Source organism: Leptodesmis sp., assembly GCF_052746595.1.
Genome location: NZ_JBRAGO010000027.1, coordinates 26,999 through 44,375 on the forward strand (window position 1 = coordinate 26,999; position 17,377 = coordinate 44,375).

Here is a 17,377-nt window from a genome sequence, read left to right on the forward strand (position 1 = left end):
CGTACCTCTGATCTCATACGGCTCGGTTCAACCGGTAGAGACTGCCTTCTATCTAATAAGGGTAATCTCTGCAAGTTGCGAAAGCATTCAGTAATTTTCCAGCTTTGTATGGTAGGTATGCACGCTGAGGCTAGTATAAACAAGGGAATTTAGGAAGTTTTACGGATAGTTGGCCAGTTTATCAACTGCACCAGCAGGCCCAACTAGAGAAACATACGGTACAGTGAGATACTTCTGTGCTACGTCTTGCACAGCGTCTGCAGTTGTTTCCGCAACTTGTTTTTGAAAGAGAGTATCAAAATCAATGCCAATCCCCAAAGTCTCATACCATCCGAATGTCTGAGCAATTTGAGCATTCGTCTGTTTGCCCAGGGCATACTGTCCTAGTAGTTTATTTTTAGCAGCTTGTAGCTCTTCTCCAGTGAGGGGTGTAACCCGTAATCGATCGATTTCACTCTGCAATCCCTCCAAGGCGATCGCGGTATTTTCCGGTGCGGTTCCTATATAGGCCACAAATTGGGCTGGATCCAGCCGCGTGGTATAAAATGCCGAAACTTCGTAGGCCAGTCCTCGTTTCTCCCGCAATTCCACAAACAAACGACTGGACAATCCATTGCCTAAATAAGTATTGAGTAATTTCAGCACGGAATAATCTCGCACCGTTGAACTGGCTCCATCCCGTACTGGAGGAGCAAGATAACCCAGCATTACGATCGATTGTTGAGTATCCTGAGCAATCGCTTGCCGGCAGGGAGTGGTTTGTACATCAAGAGTAGCTAATGTGGGTAGGGGGGTGGGGGGCACCTGCCAATCTCCCAGCACTTGGTTCACAAGAGCGATCGCCGCGCCAGGATCGATGCGTCCTGACAAACTAATGACCAGATTATCAGGACGAAAATGGGTTCGGTGATAGTTGTGCAAATCGGTTTGACTCAGTTGCGCGACGGTTTTTTCCGTTCCCAAGCCGGACAGGGCATAGGGATGTTCCCCGTACATCATGTAACGCAGTTGATCAAAGGCAACGGTAAAAGGCTGTTCCTGTTGAGAGCGGATCGCCTGCAGGGTCAATCGTCGTTCCAACTCCAGTTCTGCCGTTGGGAAAGAGGGCGATCGCAGCACGTCTGCCGCTAACTCCAAAATCTCTGGAAAATCTGCCGAGATGGACTTTAAGCTAATCAGAAAATAATCAGTCGTGGCATCGGTACTCAAGCTCGCGCCTAGCGATTCCACCTGTTCCGCAATTTCCAGAGAGGATAATTTTTCTGTACCTTTGGTCAATACTGCAGACACTAAATGGGAGAGTCCAGCTTGCTCAGGGGGATCCCATCGACTGCCAGCCCGAATAAATATCCGAGCCGCGATAATGTCCGCTGTTGGATTTTCTGCCACTAACAGCACAATGCCGTTATCGAGAACCATGCGATGAATAAATTGATGAGTTTGAGACGACTTTGAACTCAATTGCACAGAAAATTCCTTAATTTTTAACAGTATGAGCGGAATTCATGATATCTCTTCACTTCTACCCCTCATTCTCTGCAGGCCGAACGATGGTTACGGCGTAATGATAGGGCGAGAGATATTGGGATGCCAACCGTTGAATATCTTCCGGGCGAATGGCCTGAATGCGTTGGGGATAGGAGGGGACAACACTGGGGCAGGCCATTACACTGTAGTAGCCGTATAATCCTGCAAGTTGACCTGGAGTTTCGGTTGAGAAAGCGTAATCATTACATAGGAGACGCTTGCAGCGGTTTAGCTCAGCCTCCGAAACAGGGACACTGGCTAATTCTGACAGGCGATCGCAAATAATGGCCTCCACCCGCTCTAGGTGCTCTGCCTCTAACCAGGCCGTGATCGTGAACAGACCCGAACCTTTTTGCAATGAAAAGCTACTACTAATAGCCTGTACCAAATTCCGGTCTTCCCGCAATTCCCACACCAATCTGGAAGTTCGGCCTTCAGCCAATAACACTGACAGTAGATCTAATCCGTAAGCGGCCTGCAATTTTTCGTCTAGTGTTTGGAATGGAGAATCCATCCCTGGCCCTAACCAGGCCATCATCAGGCGGGCCTGCTCTAGCCGGGGCATTGCCAATTCCTGGCGGCGGATGCGGGTGATGGGGGGTTCTGCTTCCTGCAGGGAGAGGGTGCAGTAAGCACGGTTGGGGAAGGACTGAAAGGTGCGATCGACCAGTTTCAAGGCCCGATCCTGGGAAATGTCTCCTACCACCACCACCGTCATGTTCTCCGGTTGATAGTGGGTATGATGAAAGGCTCGCATAGCTGTTGGGGAATGATTCAGCAACGTCTCTTCCCAACCCAGAATCGGACGACCATAGGGGTGGCTTTGGTAGACCATTTCCGTCAGCAGTTGAAAGGCAGCACAGTCCGGATTGTCGTAGGACTGACGCAGTTCTTCCATGACTACATCTCGCTCGCGATCGAATTCCTCATCGGGAATAGCAGCATCGAGAAGGATATCCGCCAGATAGGGCAGAGTTTCCTCTAAGTACTGGGAGGCAGTAGTGATGAAGTAGTGGGCATAGTCATAACTGGTAGCGGCATTGGTGACTCCTCCCCGGTGCTCCACTTCCCGGTCAAAAGCTCCTGGAGGAATCCGTGAACTGCCCTTAAAAATCATGTGTTCCAGAAAGTGAGCCATGCCAGACCATTCATCGGGTTCCAGGGCGGCTCCGGCTTTCACCCAGATATCAACCGCAGCTACAGAAGTTGCAGGAGTGCATTGATGAATAACAGTGAGGCCATTACTCATCCGGGTCACATTAGCCGATAGCGTGGAATATTCTGCTAAAACGTTCAATACTCTCATTTACCCGCAGCGTATCTAAGTATAATAGCGCCCCTTTTGAAATGTTTTTAGGCTGTGTTAACTCTCCTTATGAATCTCTGCCTACCCGCTCGACTATTATGTTGCGAAAGTTTAAATGAGACACCTGAATGTGCAGTCCTTACCAGGGAACCGTGTAGGATGAGCAGTAAAACAACGTATTGAGTGGATGTTAGAAAGGCTGCAACCATGATAAAGCTGAAGTACTCGATCAGCATGATTGCCGCAATCGTGCTTGTCACGATTGCGGCACCGACTGGTCTGTTTGCAGCAACCCCGTCACTTATCGCGTCAAGGTCACTGACTTTTTCCAGGAATTCTGCCAACCTAACTCGCTCATTTCTAGCCGCCGACGGGCCTGGATGGTTGGCTCAAAGTAACTATTGGAGTGATTGTCGCAAAGTAGTTCAGAATTACACGCAGTTTTATACGAACTTTCCCGGTACCGGAGGATTGGGAACAGGGATTTTGAACAGGGGCGATCGCATTCGACTGCTCGATGGAGGGCAAACCTATCAAGGATCAGATGGTCGATTTTATTACCGAATTTCATCGCCTTATGGAAACCCAAATCCCACGTTTGGCTATATTTCTGTGAATGCTCCCTTAACCCGGTGCGGTCATAATGCGAAATGGTAGAGGTTGGGGATCAAGAATTAGGGATTGGGGATTGGGGATAACGGATTGTTATTTGAATTCCAGGAGGGGATGGCCATCTTGGAAGACGAGTAACTCTCCGACCTGGATCGGTATCCAGACTTCGTTATCGGTGAGGGGGGTAGTGGCGATGATGGCGACGCGAACGCTGGGAGTCCTCAATTTTGCAAAATCGGGTGAGAAGAGTAGCTCTCATAACTCTTAACTCCTATTGCGAGTTGGCTGGGGGGAGGTAAAGCCAGCGACTTCTGAGAGGGTATAGAGAGGGCGATTTTTCACTTCGTCGTAGATGCGTCCAATATACTCTCCCAAAATGCCAATGCTGAACAGTTGCACAGCTCCCAGGAAGAAGACGCTGGAGGCAATAATGGCGTACCCTGTCAGTGGGGAAAGGGGGAAGAAGATGCGCCAGTAGATGACTAGAAAGGCCATGAGCAGGGCGATCGCGGCAGAAAATAACCCCAGATACGTAGACAAGCGTAAGGGGACGGTGGAAAAAGAAACCAACCCATTAATCGCCAGACCAAGGGATTTCCGAAACGTATATTTGACGCTGCCAGCAAAGCGGGGATCACGATCGAACAAAACAGCGGTTTGAGGAAATCCCGCCCACGATCGCAGCCCCCGGATGTAGCGATTGCGTTCTGGCATGGCATTCAATACATCCACGACCTGCCGATCCAGTAAGCAAAAGTCACCGCTATCCAAAGGAATGTCTACATCCGCCAGTTGCTTTAACAGACGGTAAAAGGCAAAGGCAGTGGCCCGCTTAAACCAGTTTTCCTGACGGCGTTGTGTGCGCTGGGCATACACCACGCTATAGCCCTGATGCCATTTTTCAATTAGTTGGGGAATTAATTCAGGGGGATCTTGCAAGTCCGCATCCAGAATCACTACTGCCTTGCCACGAGCAAAGTTTAAGCCAGCCGTGACTGCCACTTGATGGCCAAAGTTACGAGCCAAGCTGAGGTAACAGACTCGTGAATCCTTTTCGTGCAAATCGCGCAACAGCATGAGCGAACGATCGCGGCTGCCATCATTAACCAGAATGAACTCTACCTCTCCATCTAACTCATCTACAACTGCTACCAGCCGCCGATACAGTTCGGGGATTGTTTCCTCCTCGTTGTAAATCGGGACAATCAAAGAGTAGGTGGGCATGAAACAGGAACAGTTAAGGGTTAAGAGTTAAAAGTATCAGAATTACAGCTATTTTCAAATCAGGGGGGACATTGGACCAGGGTTGGCTTGGGTTACGTCCACAAATGCTCCCCTCCCTGCCAATCGCCGACGCACCAGCCCAGACCCCAAACTCAATTGGTCCGTTTCTGGCGATCGCGAATGCTGATGGGTAACTGGAGTAAATGGCAGGAGAGTTGCAGGGTACTGCGGAGGTGATGCTTGAGTGCCTTCAACCGGGTTGGGGGAGGGCCATATTTGCGGTATAGGGCCAGATGAGCTTTGCTCCAGGATTTTCCCTGACGGTAGCGATCGCCTAACTGATGACGCAGCCGATAGTGAATTGTGGCTTCTGGGACAAAATGCAGGGGAATACCTGCAAGATGGGCACGCCAGCAATAATCCGTATCCCAACTGGCTCCACAAGTTTTGTCTGGAAAGCCAATTATTTCATAAACCGATCGCTGCAAACCAAAGCTGCACCCACTCGCATAGGGTAGAAATAGGGGTGGGGAAATGGTCGTCAGACCTGCTTCCACGGACTGTTGTTGCCAGCCATCTCCCACCAACCAGGCTGGATTTAATCGCTGATATTCCAGGGCGGCGGCCACAAAGTCATGGGTTTGCAGCGCTTTACCCATAGTGGTCAGCCAGCCGTCTCCCACTTCATCATCGGCTTCACAAAGCACAAAGGCATCCCCCATTGCGGCCTGAAACCCCACAGTGTAGGAATAGGTAACCCCCTGATGGGGGCCAGGAGCATGATACGCTTCGACAATTCGCAACTGGGGCAGGCGATCGCGATAGCTTTCCACGATTTCCATAGAATTGCCGGTAGAGCTGTTATTAACGACCACCACTTCCCATTCGCCTTGCCATTGCTGGCGAGTGAGGGCTTCTAGCTGAACCGCGATCGTAGCAGCACCGTTATAGCACGGGAGAATCACACTCAGTTTCATACGCACCTGATCCATACATACTTGAAATTAAGCTGCAATTAGGCGGACACAGTTTCAAACAGGGGCCAGGAGGCATCTTTCTCAGAAATCACGGTGACGGGTAAGGGCCAGGAAATGCCAAAGGCCGGATCATCATAGCGCAGACCCCGTTCATAGCCTGGAGTGTAAAACTCGCCAACTTGATAAACTACTTCGGCTCCATCCGTAAGTGCTTGATAGCCGTGGGCAAACAGTTCAGGAACGTATAGTGCTCGTCGGTTGTCTGCAGTGAGTTCCACACCGATATGCTGCCGATAGGTGGGAGAATCAGGACGCAGATCAACGATCACATCGTAAATGGCTCCCTTAGTACACCGCACCAATTTGGTTTCAGCAGCCGGAGGAACCTGGTAATGCATTCCCCGGATCGTGCCTGTTTTGTAGTTAAAGGAGAGATTGCATTGGGCAATGGTCGGTTTTAGACCATGCTGCTCAAACTCTTTAGCACAGAAGGTACGGGCAAAGGCTCCCCGCTGATCGGCTAAGAGTTCTACATCAATGATGAACGCGCCTTTGAGTTGAGTTTCAGTGAAAATCATAAGCTTTTTTCTTCGGGCTGAGTGGTTTTGTTGGTAAAGGCGTTCCGGTGGAGCATCTCTACCAAAGACCACCGTTTTATAGGGGTTTCCAAAAGAAATCCTGGTCAATTTGTTGAGTGCGGATCAGGTATTCCAATTGTTTCAGGCGGGTGTAGCCTCGGAAGTGAAACATCTCTTCAGTGAGGTCAATGCGAGTGAAGAGGTCATGCAATTGTTGTGCTCCTCGACTGGCATCCCACTCGCACTTGAATCCAGGCAGTTGAGTATTGATTTTGTCGAAGCAGACGCGGTAATTGCGTCGATCGGCACTGATACTGCCAAAACTCAATTTGCACCCTGTGAAGATATCGGCAATGATTTCCGCTATGTCTTTGACTCGATAATTATTCGATGTATCGCCAACATTGAAGATTTGATTGTGAATCATATCGCGAGGAGCTTCCAGAACACAGAGCGTGGCTTTAGCAATGTCTAAGGCGTGAACCATAGGTCGCCAGGGAGTACCATCACTGTTCATTTTGATTTTTTCTGTTGTCCAGGCCAATCCCGCCAGATTATTAATCACAATGTCAAACCGCATTCGGGGAGAGGCTCCAAAGGCAGTAGCATTGCGCATGAAGGTGGGGGAGAAGTCGTCGTCGGCCATTGGTGCGATCGCCCGTTCTACCATCACTTTGCACTTGGCATAGGCGGTTTGCGGATCCACCGGCGATGCTTCCGAGGCTCCTTCCGGCTCAGTAGAAAAGCCATACACACTGCAGGACGACATATAGACAAAACGGCTAACTCCAGCTTGTTTTGCCAGTTCTGCTAATCGCACGCTGCCTTTGAAATTAATTTCATGAGTGATGTGGGGAGCCAGTTGCCCGGTTGGGTCATTGGATAATTCCGCCATGTGTACCACGGCATCCATGCCCTGTAAGTCGTCCAGGGTGATATGGCGAATGTCTTTATTGACGGTTTTGGGAGCCAAGTCAACGCCGTTATACAGCCAGCCTGCTTTGTAAAAGCCCGTATCCATTCCGGTGACATCGTATCCCTGGCGCAGCAGGAAAGCCGCCAGCAGACATCCAAGATAGCCTTCTGTACCAGTAATCAGTACTTTCATGCGAGGGTTAAGAGGTGAATGCGAGGGTTAAAGTGGGAGGTGCTGGAACTTGTACCGCGATCGCTTTGCCAATCTCCAGAGAAGCCGTAGCTGCTGGAGACGGAGCATTGCAGACGTGAATTGAGTGAGTACCGTTCACAATCAAAAAGTTATCCACTAGCTTACCGTCGTTCATCAACGCTTGCGCTCTCACCCCCGCATGATTTGGCACAATGTCTGGCATCTGGACTTCTGGAATCAACCGTTGCAGACTGCGAACAAACGCGGCCTTGCTGAACGATCGTATAATCTCCTGAATCCCTTCATCGGCATGTTTAGCGGCCAGTTTCCAGAAACCGGGGAAGGTCATCACCTCCAGCGTATCCCGCAGGTCAAAATCGGTCTTGTGATAGCCCTCCCGTTTCAGACTGAGCACAGCATTGGGGCCAGCATGAACACTGCCATCAATCATTTTGGTGAAATGTACCCCCAAAAAGGAAAGGCTGGATTGGGAACGGGATAAATCAGAGTATTTACCAGATAGCGTTTTTCCGGCACCAATTCATAGTATTCGCCCCGAAATGGCACAATTTTGGCTGGAGAATTGGCTCCTCCCAACTGGGCGACGCGATCGCTGTACAATCCCGCACAGTTAATTAAAAAGCGGGCTGCAAAACTGCCCTGATTGGTTTCAATCACTTGACCATCAGCCGTGTCGCGAATGTGCATGACCTTCGTATTCAAGCGCAGATCCGCACCCTGTAATGCCATCAGTTCAGCATACTTGGCACCAACTTGTTGGTAATTCACAATACCCGTTGAAAAGACGCGAACTCCGGCCAGACAACTAACATGTGGTTCAATGGTCCGCACCTCCTCTGCCGTGATCCGAGCCACAGGAATCCCATTCTGTAGCCCTCGCTGGTACAGATTTTCCAGCAATGGCAGTTCCTTTTCCTGAGTCGCCACAATTATCTTGCCACAGACCTCATGGGGAATCTGGTACTGCCGACAAAACTCCACCATCGACTGGCAACCATTCCGGCAAAATTGCGCCTTCAGGCTTCCCGGTTTGTAGTAGATTCCGGAATGGATCACACCACTATTATGACCGGTTTGATGAAACGCCCAGGTACTCTCTTTTCCAATAACAAAATACGCGCTGTAGGATAGCGCGTACCAATAGCCATGCCTGTAGAAAGGCCAACAATCTCACCACCGATAATCGCAAAGTCATACATACCACACCCTAAATTCCCTAGAAGGGGGATTTTAAGGGAAGTAGGAGCAATTTACCAGATTTTCCAGGGAGCTTTACCGTTTTTCCATAAATCTTCTAAGTAATTCTTGTCCCTTAAGGTATCCATAGGTTGCCAAAAACCAGCATGACGGTAGGCAGAAAGCTGATTGGACTGCGCCAGTTTTTGCAGTGGTTCCCGTTCCCAGGTGGTGGAATCAGCAGCGATGTAATCGATCACTTCTGGTTCCAGCACAAAGTAACCGCCATTGACCCAGGCTCCATCTCCTTCTGGCTTTTCGTGAAAGGACTGAATCTTGGTTTGCCCCTGTCCCAGCGCGATCGCCCCAAATCGTCCTGGTGGTTGAACGGCAGTTAAAGTGGCTAGCGTACCCTGCTCTTTATGAAAGCGGATCACGTCCGTGATGTTGACATCACTCACCCCATCACCGTAGGTAAAACAAAAGGTGCCATTGCCAATATGCTCCCGTACCCGTCGTAAACGTCCCCCCGTCATGGTACTTTCACCCGTATCGACCAGTGTTACCCGCCAGGGTTCTGCATTGCCATTGTGCACATCCATCTGGTTCGATCGCATATCAAAAGTGACATCCGACATTCGCAAAAAGTAGTTTGCGAAGTATTCTTTAATCACATACCCTTTGTATCCGCAACAGATAATAAATTCGTTAATTCCGTGGGCTGAGTAGGTTTTCATAATATGCCAGAGAATTGGCTGACCACCAATTTCAACCATTGGTTTGGGTTTAATAGTGGTTTCTTCACTCAAACGAGTTCCCAATCCCCCAGCTAAAATGACTACTTTCATATGTGACAACCTTAGAAACTTTAGGGCACCCCTTGTGCTATCCCCCAATCCTAATAGCAGTACCTAGGTATGTCTATAAAGCAATGATGAGCAGGGTAGCCTGGTATGTAAAAAATCAAAAATGGTAATTCGGATCTTTGACTGAACGCTATTCAGTCTTCCCCAAAAACTTGTGGAAGATAGATTTTAAATAATTTTCTTTTGTAAAGCAGTTGTAGTGAATGTGGATTAACTTCAACCAGATAAAGATAAAAACTTATTAAATGCTATGAGATCGAATGTTGATGTGTTACACGGCACTAATCAGTTGAATTTATTGAGCCTGAGCAACAGAAGCTCTCACAGTCCAGCTATTGCTCTTCAACAGGAATGGAACAGGGGCAAAAACATCTATCTTCTATGAGAAATATTAGTGTTAGCTCTGACCTTACTAACATTGATAACCCGGAGTCCTTTCAGCACTGACAGTTCTTAGGCCTGATTAAACTGAGAATGAATCTCATTAAGCTTGCTCTTTCGCTCTTCATATTTTATGCTGCTTTTTGAAAGATATTTTCAATAATCTAGTAGCAACTGTGGGAGTGAAATCATCTTATGAAAATGACGAGACGGGCTTTTCTTGCCTCTGGCAGCGCGATCGCCGTTGTGGCGATGGGTGGTTGTGGCCAGAAACAGGAGTCAGGCAGTTCTCAGGCCAAGCAAGCTATTAATTTGTATTCTGCCCGCCACTACGACAGTGATAATGCGCTCTATGCAGCCTTTACTAAGCAAAGCGGCATTGCCATTAATCTGGTTGAAGCGAAGGCCGATGAGCTGATTGAGCGGATTAAAAGTGAGGGCACCAACAGTCCTGCCGATGTGTTGATGACTGTGGATGCGGGAAATCTCTGGCGTGCTCAACAAGCGGGCTTATTTTTGCCCACCTCATCCCAGGCGCTGCAGAGTGCCATTCCTGCCAACTTGCGTGATCCGGCAGGCAATTGGTTCGGCTTCTCCAAACGAGCCAGGGTGATTGTGTATAACAAAAACCGTGTTAAGCCTGCCGATTTATCCACCTATGAAAATCTGGCAGATCCTTGCTGGAAAGGACGATTTATTGTGCGCTCCTCCAGCAATGTCTATAACCAATCGCTGACGGGTTCATTACTGGCCGCCAATGGATCTGAACAAACAGAAGCCTGGGCAAGGGGATTGGTCGCTAATTTTGCTCATCCTCCCAAGGGAAATGACACAGCCCAAATTCAAGAAGTTGCTGCCGGGGTCGCCGATTTGACATTGGTGAATACCTACTATGTGGTGCGGTTGATGGAATCCGAGAAAGCAGAGGAACGGGAGATATCCTCTAAAGTGGGCGTGTTTTTCCCGAATCAGGACGATCGCGGTACCCATACCAATATCAGCGGTGGCGGAGTGGTGAAAACTGCCAAAAATCCGGAAGCCGCAATTCAGTTTTTAGAGTTTCTTGCTACTCCAGAGGCACAGGCCATTTTTGCGAAAGGCAATAACGAATATCCGGTCGTGGCTCAGGTGGCGATCGACCCCATGTTAGCCAGCCTGGGAGAGTTTAAAGCCGATCCCCTGGATGCAGCTATCTATGGCCAGAAGAATGCCGAAGCTCTGAAAATTATGGATCGAGCAGGTTGGACGTAAGAACAGGGATTCATTTTACGATTTTTCTGACTGGCTTAAATCTCGTCCTCGCTGTAACTGCTGATAGCCCTGATAGACAGGGAGTTGACCGCGCAGAAAACCAATATTTGCCCCTGGACAAATGATTTCCAGCGTTGCTGGGCTAAACTCTGCCAGTAACTTTTGCACACTCCTGACTTGTCTTGGCCAGTGAAAGGTTTTGGCGGTTTTAATCGGCACGAGTTGACGTTGCGGATTGGGCAGAATATGCCGCCCGGTAAATAACACTCCCCCAAACTCATTGAAATAAAGGCAGGAGGAGCCAGGGGAGTGGCCGGGAGTCCATAAAGTGCGGCTGCGGGATGTGAGGGCAAAGGTCTGGGAAAAGGAAGTCACCCTTAATTGGGGTAGCAAGTAGGCTTCTTGCTCCTGAATCAGAATCTGGCAATTGAAAGTCTGTTGCAGTTCCCGTGCCTGACCAATGCCCCCCCGATGGGTAAGTACCAGCCATTGCACCCCTCCCTGTTGTTGCAAAAAGCTTTGGTTTATGCTGTTCCAGGCTGGACAATCGACCAGAATGTTTACCTCTTCTACAATGAAGTAAGCCGTTGCCCCCAGGGTCTCTCGATTAGGCGGAAAGGCATAAATCCGAGTAGAGGGGTTGGTTTTGCCTCCGGACAAGATGAGTTTAGGGGCTTTCTTCAGCGGGAGATGGGAGACGGAGGATGGGGAGGTTGGTTGGTTGATCACGGGCTACGGTAAGAGAGTGGAAGTTGAGGAGCGGTAGAGACGTTCTAGCGAAAGGGCTGTACGAGGGGAGGAAAGATTTTGGGGAAATCCTAAGTTTTTGTACCTTTCCGTCCATTGGAAATTAAACTAGGTGAGTCGTTATATGGGTGAGGTGTTAGGACATCTAAACCAAGTCCAGCTAGAGAGCGGTCGTTTTCCGATCAAGAGGAACTCCGGTTCTGGGCTTGGACAAGGTTTAAAACCCAATTCCCTGGATAATATCTCCCTGTGACTGTGCGATCGCAAGTCGTCTCAGGAAACCTTTCTTAACAGAGTTTAGAAAAGGCACATGCACCCCTTATTTCTACTACTTCTATTGGGACTAATCACTTACTTTATCGTGCAGCGGGTTTCCACCGTGACCCGAACGCCGATCTGGTTATTGTGGCTAGTTGCCATGATGCCTGCCTTCATTTGGAGTGGTTGGGCTTTGGCGAACAATCGCAGACCACCTCCTTCCTATCTTGTACTGGTGCCGCTGCTGGCCTGTCTGGTCTTGTACTGGTTTTTGATTCAATGGGGCCGGATTACGCCGCAGCAGTCTGAGCCAACCAATGCCGAGGAACCTGCGATCGCACCCGGCAACCCTGTGGAATCACAAATGGAACCTGTCGCCGTCCGTCCTATTGATAAAGTGGAGGAACAGCACCTGCAGACCTGTTTCCCCTGGTCAATTTATTATCTGCAGAATGTGGAATACCGGCCCCAGGCAGTAATTTGCAAAGGACACTTGAGAAGTCATCCAGAGGTGGCCTATCGCACCATTCGGGAGAATGTGGAACGTCAATTTGGCGATCGCTTCCTTGTTGTTTTGCAGGAGGGACCAAACGGCAAACCCTTCTTCGCCCTGGTTACTAATCCTCGTTCTAAACAGTATGGCGATCGGGGCGAACTAGAGGTACTCACCCGTCCTGTGCTAGCAGGAGGATTGTTACTGGCTACTTTTTGCACAACCTGTCTGGCCTGGTTGCAGATTTCTGGCCGGTTGGATGGAGGTAAATCCATTCAGATCTCTCCCGATGTGCTGGCTCAAGGACTGCCTTATGCACTGGTACTGCTACTGATTCTGGGGGTTCATGAGTTAGCCCATTACCTCACGGCTCGTCGTCATCGCATTCGGGCCACCCTGCCCTACTTCATTCCGGTGTTGCCCCTGCCCTGGTTTCCCTTTGGTACCTTTGGCGCTTTCATTCAAATTCGATCGCCAACTCCCAACCGTAAAGCTTTATTTGACGTGGGATTTTCTGGCCCTATTATGGGCTTTATCCTGGCTCTGCCACTCCTGATGTGGGGATTAGCCCACTCAGAAGTTGTGTCTCTGCCCCAACAACCGAATCTGTTTAACGTACAGGCGTTTGATCCCCGATTTTCATTGCTCTTTGCGCTGGTGGCTAAGCTGATGTTGGGAGGGACGCTCGCCAGTGGAATGGCGGTCAAAATGCATCCTGTTGCCGTTGCCAGTAGTTTGGGTCTGGTCGTCACAGCCTTTAACCTGATGCCCGTTGGTCAACTGGATGGAGGCCACATTGTTCATGCCATGTTTGGACAACGAACAGGAGCCATGATTGGCCAGTTTGCCCGCTTGCTGTTGCTCCTCCTCTCCTTTGCCCAGCGGTATCTCATGTTGTGGGCGATCGTCCTGTTTCTCATTCCCACCAACGACGAACCTGCCCTCAACGATGTTACAGAGTTGGACAATCGCCGAGATCTTCTGGGCATTCTCTCCCTGGCCCTGTTGCTGCTGATTATTTTGCCTGTTCCGGCTTTCGTCAGCAGTCTCTTAAATATGTAATGACATTAGCAGAGAAACTCCATTAGACTTCCTTACAACAGATTTTTGGTAACGGGAGGCGTTCAGCCGCCAGACGAAGGAGCCAGACCCATGACCCAGGATGTAACGCAATGGTTGGATGAGATTAAAGCCCTCAAGCAGCGGTTGGCAGAGGCTCAACAAGAACGGGAAGCCGCCTACGCCAGTGCGATTAGCTGGCAGCGGCTGTATGAAACAGAAGCTCAGCAACGACGAAGTGAAGCCAGAACCGCCCGTCAAACGATCGCGGCCTTGCAGCAGGAAATCAACCAGTTAAAGGGGCGGTTTTCCAGCACCTCTGGAGAAACTGTCGAGTCTCCAGCCCAGGCTCTGGTCGATAGCTTAACTACAGAAGCAGAACTGCGATCTCGCCTCGTTCAAGCCCTCCAGGAATGTGATCGCCTGACTCAAGCCTTACAAACGGAGCAGGCCGACCATGCCCAAACCCGCAAAAATCTGACCACGGCTTTAGGGGACGCGATCGCCACCCTGGCCAAAGACCGCCTCCCCGAATAAGCAGTTTGCAGCAATAAACTTTAGCGGAGACTGTCACTGGTCATTGCTTCTTTGCCAATGCTGATGGCCAATGACCGACGACAAATGACGTGCAACCGCCTGCTGAATCTCCTTCAATCCATACGGGAACATGATGAGCTGACAACGCCGTCAAAGCGCTACAGTGGGCACATTGCCACACTCACACTGCGAAAGATTGTACGAGGTACGGGACTGTGAAATTACGCTGGTTGTTTCCTGGATTGGTGGGAGCCTGGTTGCTACTCACGTCGATCGCGAGTGCCACAACTCTCCAATCCTGGCGCTTTGACTCCCGACAAAACCAACTGGAACTGAGCACCGATGAAGGGGTACAGCCCCGTGCTCGATTGCTGTATAACCCCACCCGACTGGTGATTGACTTGCCCGGAACGAAACTGGGTCGTCCCAAGCAAACGGAGGCAGTCAGCGGTAAGTTTGCTACCTTACGAGTGGCCCAGTTCGATCGGGAAACTACCCGCATTGTCCTGGAACTCGATCGGGGCTATACCCTCGATCCGAAGCAAATTCGGGTGCGCTATAACTCTGCCCGGCAATGGATTGTAGAACTTCCACCAGCCAAATTTTCTCCTCTGCTTGCCACCTCTGAAATTCTCCCTAGTCAGGATATTGAAGTTCCCCAGGCTCCGGTAGCTGTTAGTCCTCCAGTATCGGCTACCGAAGTTCAGCCTACTCCGGTAAACCAAGGGCTGAGATTGCCCCGCTCTTTGTCTACGGTGCCGAATGGTCGCAGAGTGGTGGTGATTGATCCCGGACATGGTGGGCCAGATCCAGGGGCAGTGGGCATTGGTGGATTGCGAGAGACGGATATTGTGTTGGATATCAGCCAGCAGGTTACAAGTTTATTGGAACAGCAGGACATCACGGTTGTCCTGACCCGCAATGGGGAATACGACCTGGGGTTAGAACCGCGTGTGCAAATGGCAGAACGGGCGAATGCGACCATTTTTGTCAGTATTCATGCCAACGCTATGCCTGCCAATCGCTCAGACATCAACGGCGTTGAAACCTACTATTACAATACTGGCAAGCAACTGGCTCAAGTAATCCACCAGACCATTTTGGAAGATACGGGTGCCCGCGATCGCCGCGTTCGGCAGGCCCGCTTCTATGTCATCCGACGCACATCCATGCCAGCCGTCTTATTAGAAGTGGGTTTTGTCACAGGGGTAGAGGATGCCGCCCAACTCAGAACTCCAACTTACCGCAGCCGGATGGCCGCCGCGATCGCACGGGGGATTTTGCGATATCTGGGACAAGGGGAGTAGGGTGAATTAAAAATTTTGAATTAGAAATTAAGACTTGGGAATTTTTGGCCCTTGATAGTTCCGGACTCAATCCACAATCGCGTTATTCAATCGCGATCGTCTGCCTTGTCTCGGCAGCCCGACGGGTGGCATCAGCCACTTTCAAAGTGTACAGGCTAGCTTCCGGGGTAATGTATAGCGGAGTGCCGGCCAGCAGGTGATCGATCACCATTGCGGTGTCTCTGGCAAATAAGCCCCGTCTTCCGCCGACCGCGATCGCTTGGCTACCAGCAGCGGTTATCAGCCTGCCCTGATCAGCATCCATCACAAGTGCTCCCTGATCGCCATGCATGGCAAATTTGCGTTCGGCTTCCCAGAGAGCGGCTCCTTTACCGTAGGTGACTTCAGCCAGGAGGCCCGTTTGGAAGTGGAGGTGGGCAGTACAGAGACAGGATGTGTAGTAGGAAATCGGGGATCGGGAATCGGGGGTCCAGAATTGGGCTTGGCAGGTGACGTGGGTAACGGCACCGAACAGGTCGATCAGGCGATGCAGACGGGAAAGGGCACCAACCAGGGGAAAACCAAACTGGTCGTAGTGATAGCTCCAACGCTGGGGGGCAGGGCGTTCGGGTTTGATCGTGGCGTAGCGGGCGTAGAAGACTTTACCAACGAGGGGTAGGGATGCTTTGAGAGCTTGATGTACGCCCCCCAATAACTCAATGTGTTCGACATGCAGGAGTTTGTTTTGTGCCTTGGCCAGAGCGATCGTCTCCTGCGCTTCGGCTAGATCCAGCGCCAGCGGATACTCTATAACAACGTGCTTGCCGGCTTGCAAGGCGGCTCTGGCAATCTTGCCGTGATCCTGGTTGATCGTGGCAATGATGACCAGATCAATATCAGGTCTATTTAATAAGTCTTGCCAGGAGGGGTAGGCGATCGCCTGATAGGTCTGACTGAAAAGTTGAGTTCGCTCAAAATCATGGCCAGCGATTGCAACTAGTTTGGCACGTGCTTCTGTCATCAAGGCTTCAGCTCTTAATTTCGCTGCATAGCCTGTTCCTGCCAAACCAATTCCCAAATTAACGGAGTGTGATTGATTCATAAGAAAAAATCATAGACTTAAAGGTTAATATTAAACATTTTTTAGTGGCCTGAAAATCAATGAAATCGGGGGGCAGACAGTACCCTCCAAGCTTTAGGGGTTTTTTGAGCTACCGAATCCAGTCGTTTTCTATCGTCCTATAAGATAAGCAGATTAAATTGCTCATTTCCATTACGAATCCCGTTCATCCTAGGGGGAGTACAACAGCTTTAAAGGTGGCTTTATCCCGTAGTATCGAAAGTGATGAAGTTGAGTGTTAAGTAGTCTTAACAAACTATAGACTGCTGAATCAACTATCAGAGGCTTAATGTGCTGTATCCATTATTGAGAGGATCACTCAATGGCAACTTATAAGGTCACTCTAATTAACGAAGAGCAAGGATTAAACACCACCATCGAAGTTCCCGATGATGAGTACATCCTGGATGCTGCTGAAGAGCAAGGGATTGATTTGCCCTTTTCCTGCCGTGCAGGTGCTTGTTCAACCTGTGCAGGTAAACTGATTTCTGGCACCGTCGACCAGTCTGACCAATCCTTCCTGGATGATGATCAAATTCAAGCTGGATATGTGCTGACCTGTGTGGCCTATCCAACTTCTGATTGCACCATTCAAACCCACCAAGAAGAAGCCTTGTACTAAGGCAACCCAGAAAGCAAGTCTTCAAGTTTTGGCACGATCGCCCTCCGCAATCGTTCTGCCAAACCATTCAACTAACAAAGTACACTTCACGGCTCCCCCAGTCTGAAGTGTATTTTTGTGTCAAGAAGGCAGATGGCAAGAAGACGCAGGGCAAGAAGCCAGTTTGTGGGCGTGGCGCGTCGTTTCTGGAAGGCGGTATTTATTGACGCTCATCCCGCTAACGCTTCG

Annotated in this window: 18 protein-coding genes; 6 read left to right on the top strand and 12 right to left on the bottom strand. The window is 49.9% G+C overall.

Annotated elements, in window-relative coordinates:
- Nucleotides 1-159 precede the first annotated feature (159 nt).
- Complete coding sequence (locus ACUVQO_RS08210) at nt 160-1,467, bottom strand: M16 family metallopeptidase (protein ID WP_445925400.1); 1,308 nt, start codon at nt 1,465-1,467, stop codon at nt 160-162.
- 55 nt (nt 1,468-1,522) lie between these two features.
- Nucleotides 1,523-2,833, bottom strand: a complete 1,311-nt coding sequence (locus ACUVQO_RS08215) for a M16 family metallopeptidase (protein ID WP_445925401.1) — start codon at nt 2,831-2,833, stop codon at nt 1,523-1,525.
- Nucleotides 2,834-3,040: 207 nt separating this feature from the next.
- On the opposite strand from ACUVQO_RS08215, the gene ACUVQO_RS08220 reads away from it, so the two are divergent.
- Nucleotides 3,041-3,490 (top strand): hypothetical protein, encoded by a 450-nt coding sequence (locus tag ACUVQO_RS08220; RefSeq protein ID WP_445925402.1) that lies wholly within the window; start codon nt 3,041-3,043, stop codon nt 3,488-3,490.
- Nucleotides 3,491-3,538: 48 nt separating this feature from the next.
- On the opposite strand, the gene ACUVQO_RS08225 is transcribed toward ACUVQO_RS08220, so the two are convergent.
- From ACUVQO_RS08225 to rfbF, 8 genes are all read right to left on the bottom strand, one after another.
- Complete coding sequence (locus tag ACUVQO_RS08225) at nt 3,539-3,670, bottom strand: class II glutamine amidotransferase (protein ID WP_445925403.1); 132 nt, start codon at nt 3,668-3,670, stop codon at nt 3,539-3,541.
- A gap of 39 nt (nt 3,671-3,709) precedes the next feature.
- Nucleotides 3,710-4,669, bottom strand: a complete 960-nt coding sequence (locus ACUVQO_RS08230; protein ID WP_445925404.1) for a glycosyltransferase family 2 protein — start codon at nt 4,667-4,669, stop codon at nt 3,710-3,712.
- A 152-nt stretch (nt 4,670-4,821) separates the two neighbouring features.
- Nucleotides 4,822-5,661 (bottom strand): glycosyltransferase family 2 protein, encoded by an 840-nt coding sequence (locus tag ACUVQO_RS08235; protein WP_445925405.1) that lies wholly within the window; start codon nt 5,659-5,661, stop codon nt 4,822-4,824.
- 23 nt (nt 5,662-5,684) lie between these two features.
- Nucleotides 5,685-6,224, bottom strand: a complete 540-nt coding sequence (gene rfbC / locus ACUVQO_RS08240; RefSeq protein ID WP_445925406.1) for a dTDP-4-dehydrorhamnose 3,5-epimerase — start codon at nt 6,222-6,224, stop codon at nt 5,685-5,687.
- 76 nt (nt 6,225-6,300) lie between these two features.
- The gene (locus ACUVQO_RS08245; protein ID WP_445925407.1) at nt 6,301-7,332 is read right to left on the bottom strand and encodes an NAD-dependent epimerase/dehydratase family protein; all 1,032 of its coding nucleotides are present in this window, start codon (nt 7,330-7,332) and stop codon (nt 6,301-6,303) included.
- 7 nt (nt 7,333-7,339) lie between these two features.
- Entirely contained in the window at nt 7,340-7,783 is a 444-nt protein-coding gene (locus ACUVQO_RS08250; RefSeq protein WP_445925408.1) for a hypothetical protein, read from the bottom strand.
- Nucleotides 7,780-8,409, bottom strand: coding sequence for an FAD-dependent oxidoreductase (locus tag ACUVQO_RS08255; RefSeq protein WP_445925409.1), 630 nt, complete (start codon nt 8,407-8,409; stop codon nt 7,780-7,782). The genes ACUVQO_RS08250 and ACUVQO_RS08255 overlap by 4 nt, the downstream gene beginning before the upstream one ends.
- 194 nt (nt 8,410-8,603) lie before the next feature.
- Nucleotides 8,604-9,377, bottom strand: a complete 774-nt coding sequence (gene rfbF / locus ACUVQO_RS08260) for a glucose-1-phosphate cytidylyltransferase (protein ID WP_445925410.1) — start codon at nt 9,375-9,377, stop codon at nt 8,604-8,606.
- Between the two features lie 594 nt (nt 9,378-9,971).
- On the opposite strand from rfbF, the gene ACUVQO_RS08265 reads away from it, so the two are divergent.
- The gene (locus tag ACUVQO_RS08265; RefSeq protein ID WP_445925411.1) at nt 9,972-11,027 is read left to right on the top strand and encodes a Fe(3+) ABC transporter substrate-binding protein; all 1,056 of its coding nucleotides are present in this window, start codon (nt 9,972-9,974) and stop codon (nt 11,025-11,027) included.
- A 15-nt stretch (nt 11,028-11,042) separates the two neighbouring features.
- On the opposite strand, the gene ACUVQO_RS08270 is transcribed toward ACUVQO_RS08265, so the two are convergent.
- The gene (locus ACUVQO_RS08270; protein ID WP_445925412.1) at nt 11,043-11,756 is read right to left on the bottom strand and encodes an MBL fold metallo-hydrolase; all 714 of its coding nucleotides are present in this window, start codon (nt 11,754-11,756) and stop codon (nt 11,043-11,045) included.
- A gap of 355 nt (nt 11,757-12,111) precedes the next feature.
- Between ACUVQO_RS08270 and ACUVQO_RS08275 the strand changes: the two genes are divergently transcribed.
- The 3 genes from ACUVQO_RS08275 to ACUVQO_RS08285 all read left to right on the top strand — a co-directional run bounded on the left by ACUVQO_RS08275 (nt 12,112) and on the right by ACUVQO_RS08285 (nt 15,428).
- Nucleotides 12,112-13,587 (top strand): site-2 protease family protein, encoded by a 1,476-nt coding sequence (locus ACUVQO_RS08275; protein ID WP_445925413.1) that lies wholly within the window; start codon nt 12,112-12,114, stop codon nt 13,585-13,587.
- A 90-nt stretch (nt 13,588-13,677) separates the two neighbouring features.
- Nucleotides 13,678-14,121, top strand: coding sequence for a hypothetical protein (locus ACUVQO_RS08280; protein ID WP_445925414.1), 444 nt, complete (start codon nt 13,678-13,680; stop codon nt 14,119-14,121).
- A 215-nt stretch (nt 14,122-14,336) separates the two neighbouring features.
- Entirely contained in the window at nt 14,337-15,428 is a 1,092-nt protein-coding gene (locus ACUVQO_RS08285) for an N-acetylmuramoyl-L-alanine amidase (protein ID WP_445925415.1), read from the top strand.
- Between the two features lie 82 nt (nt 15,429-15,510).
- Here ACUVQO_RS08285 and ACUVQO_RS08290 read toward each other — a convergent pair whose 3' ends face one another.
- Nucleotides 15,511-16,509, bottom strand: a complete 999-nt coding sequence (locus ACUVQO_RS08290) for a Gfo/Idh/MocA family protein (protein ID WP_445925416.1) — start codon at nt 16,507-16,509, stop codon at nt 15,511-15,513.
- Between the two features lie 340 nt (nt 16,510-16,849).
- Between ACUVQO_RS08290 and ACUVQO_RS08295 the strand changes: the two genes are divergently transcribed.
- On the top strand, nt 16,850-17,149 hold the full coding sequence (locus tag ACUVQO_RS08295) for a ferredoxin (RefSeq protein ID WP_445925417.1): 300 nt from the start codon (nt 16,850-16,852) through the stop codon (nt 17,147-17,149).
- The last annotated feature ends 228 nt before the right edge of the window (nt 17,150-17,377 follow it).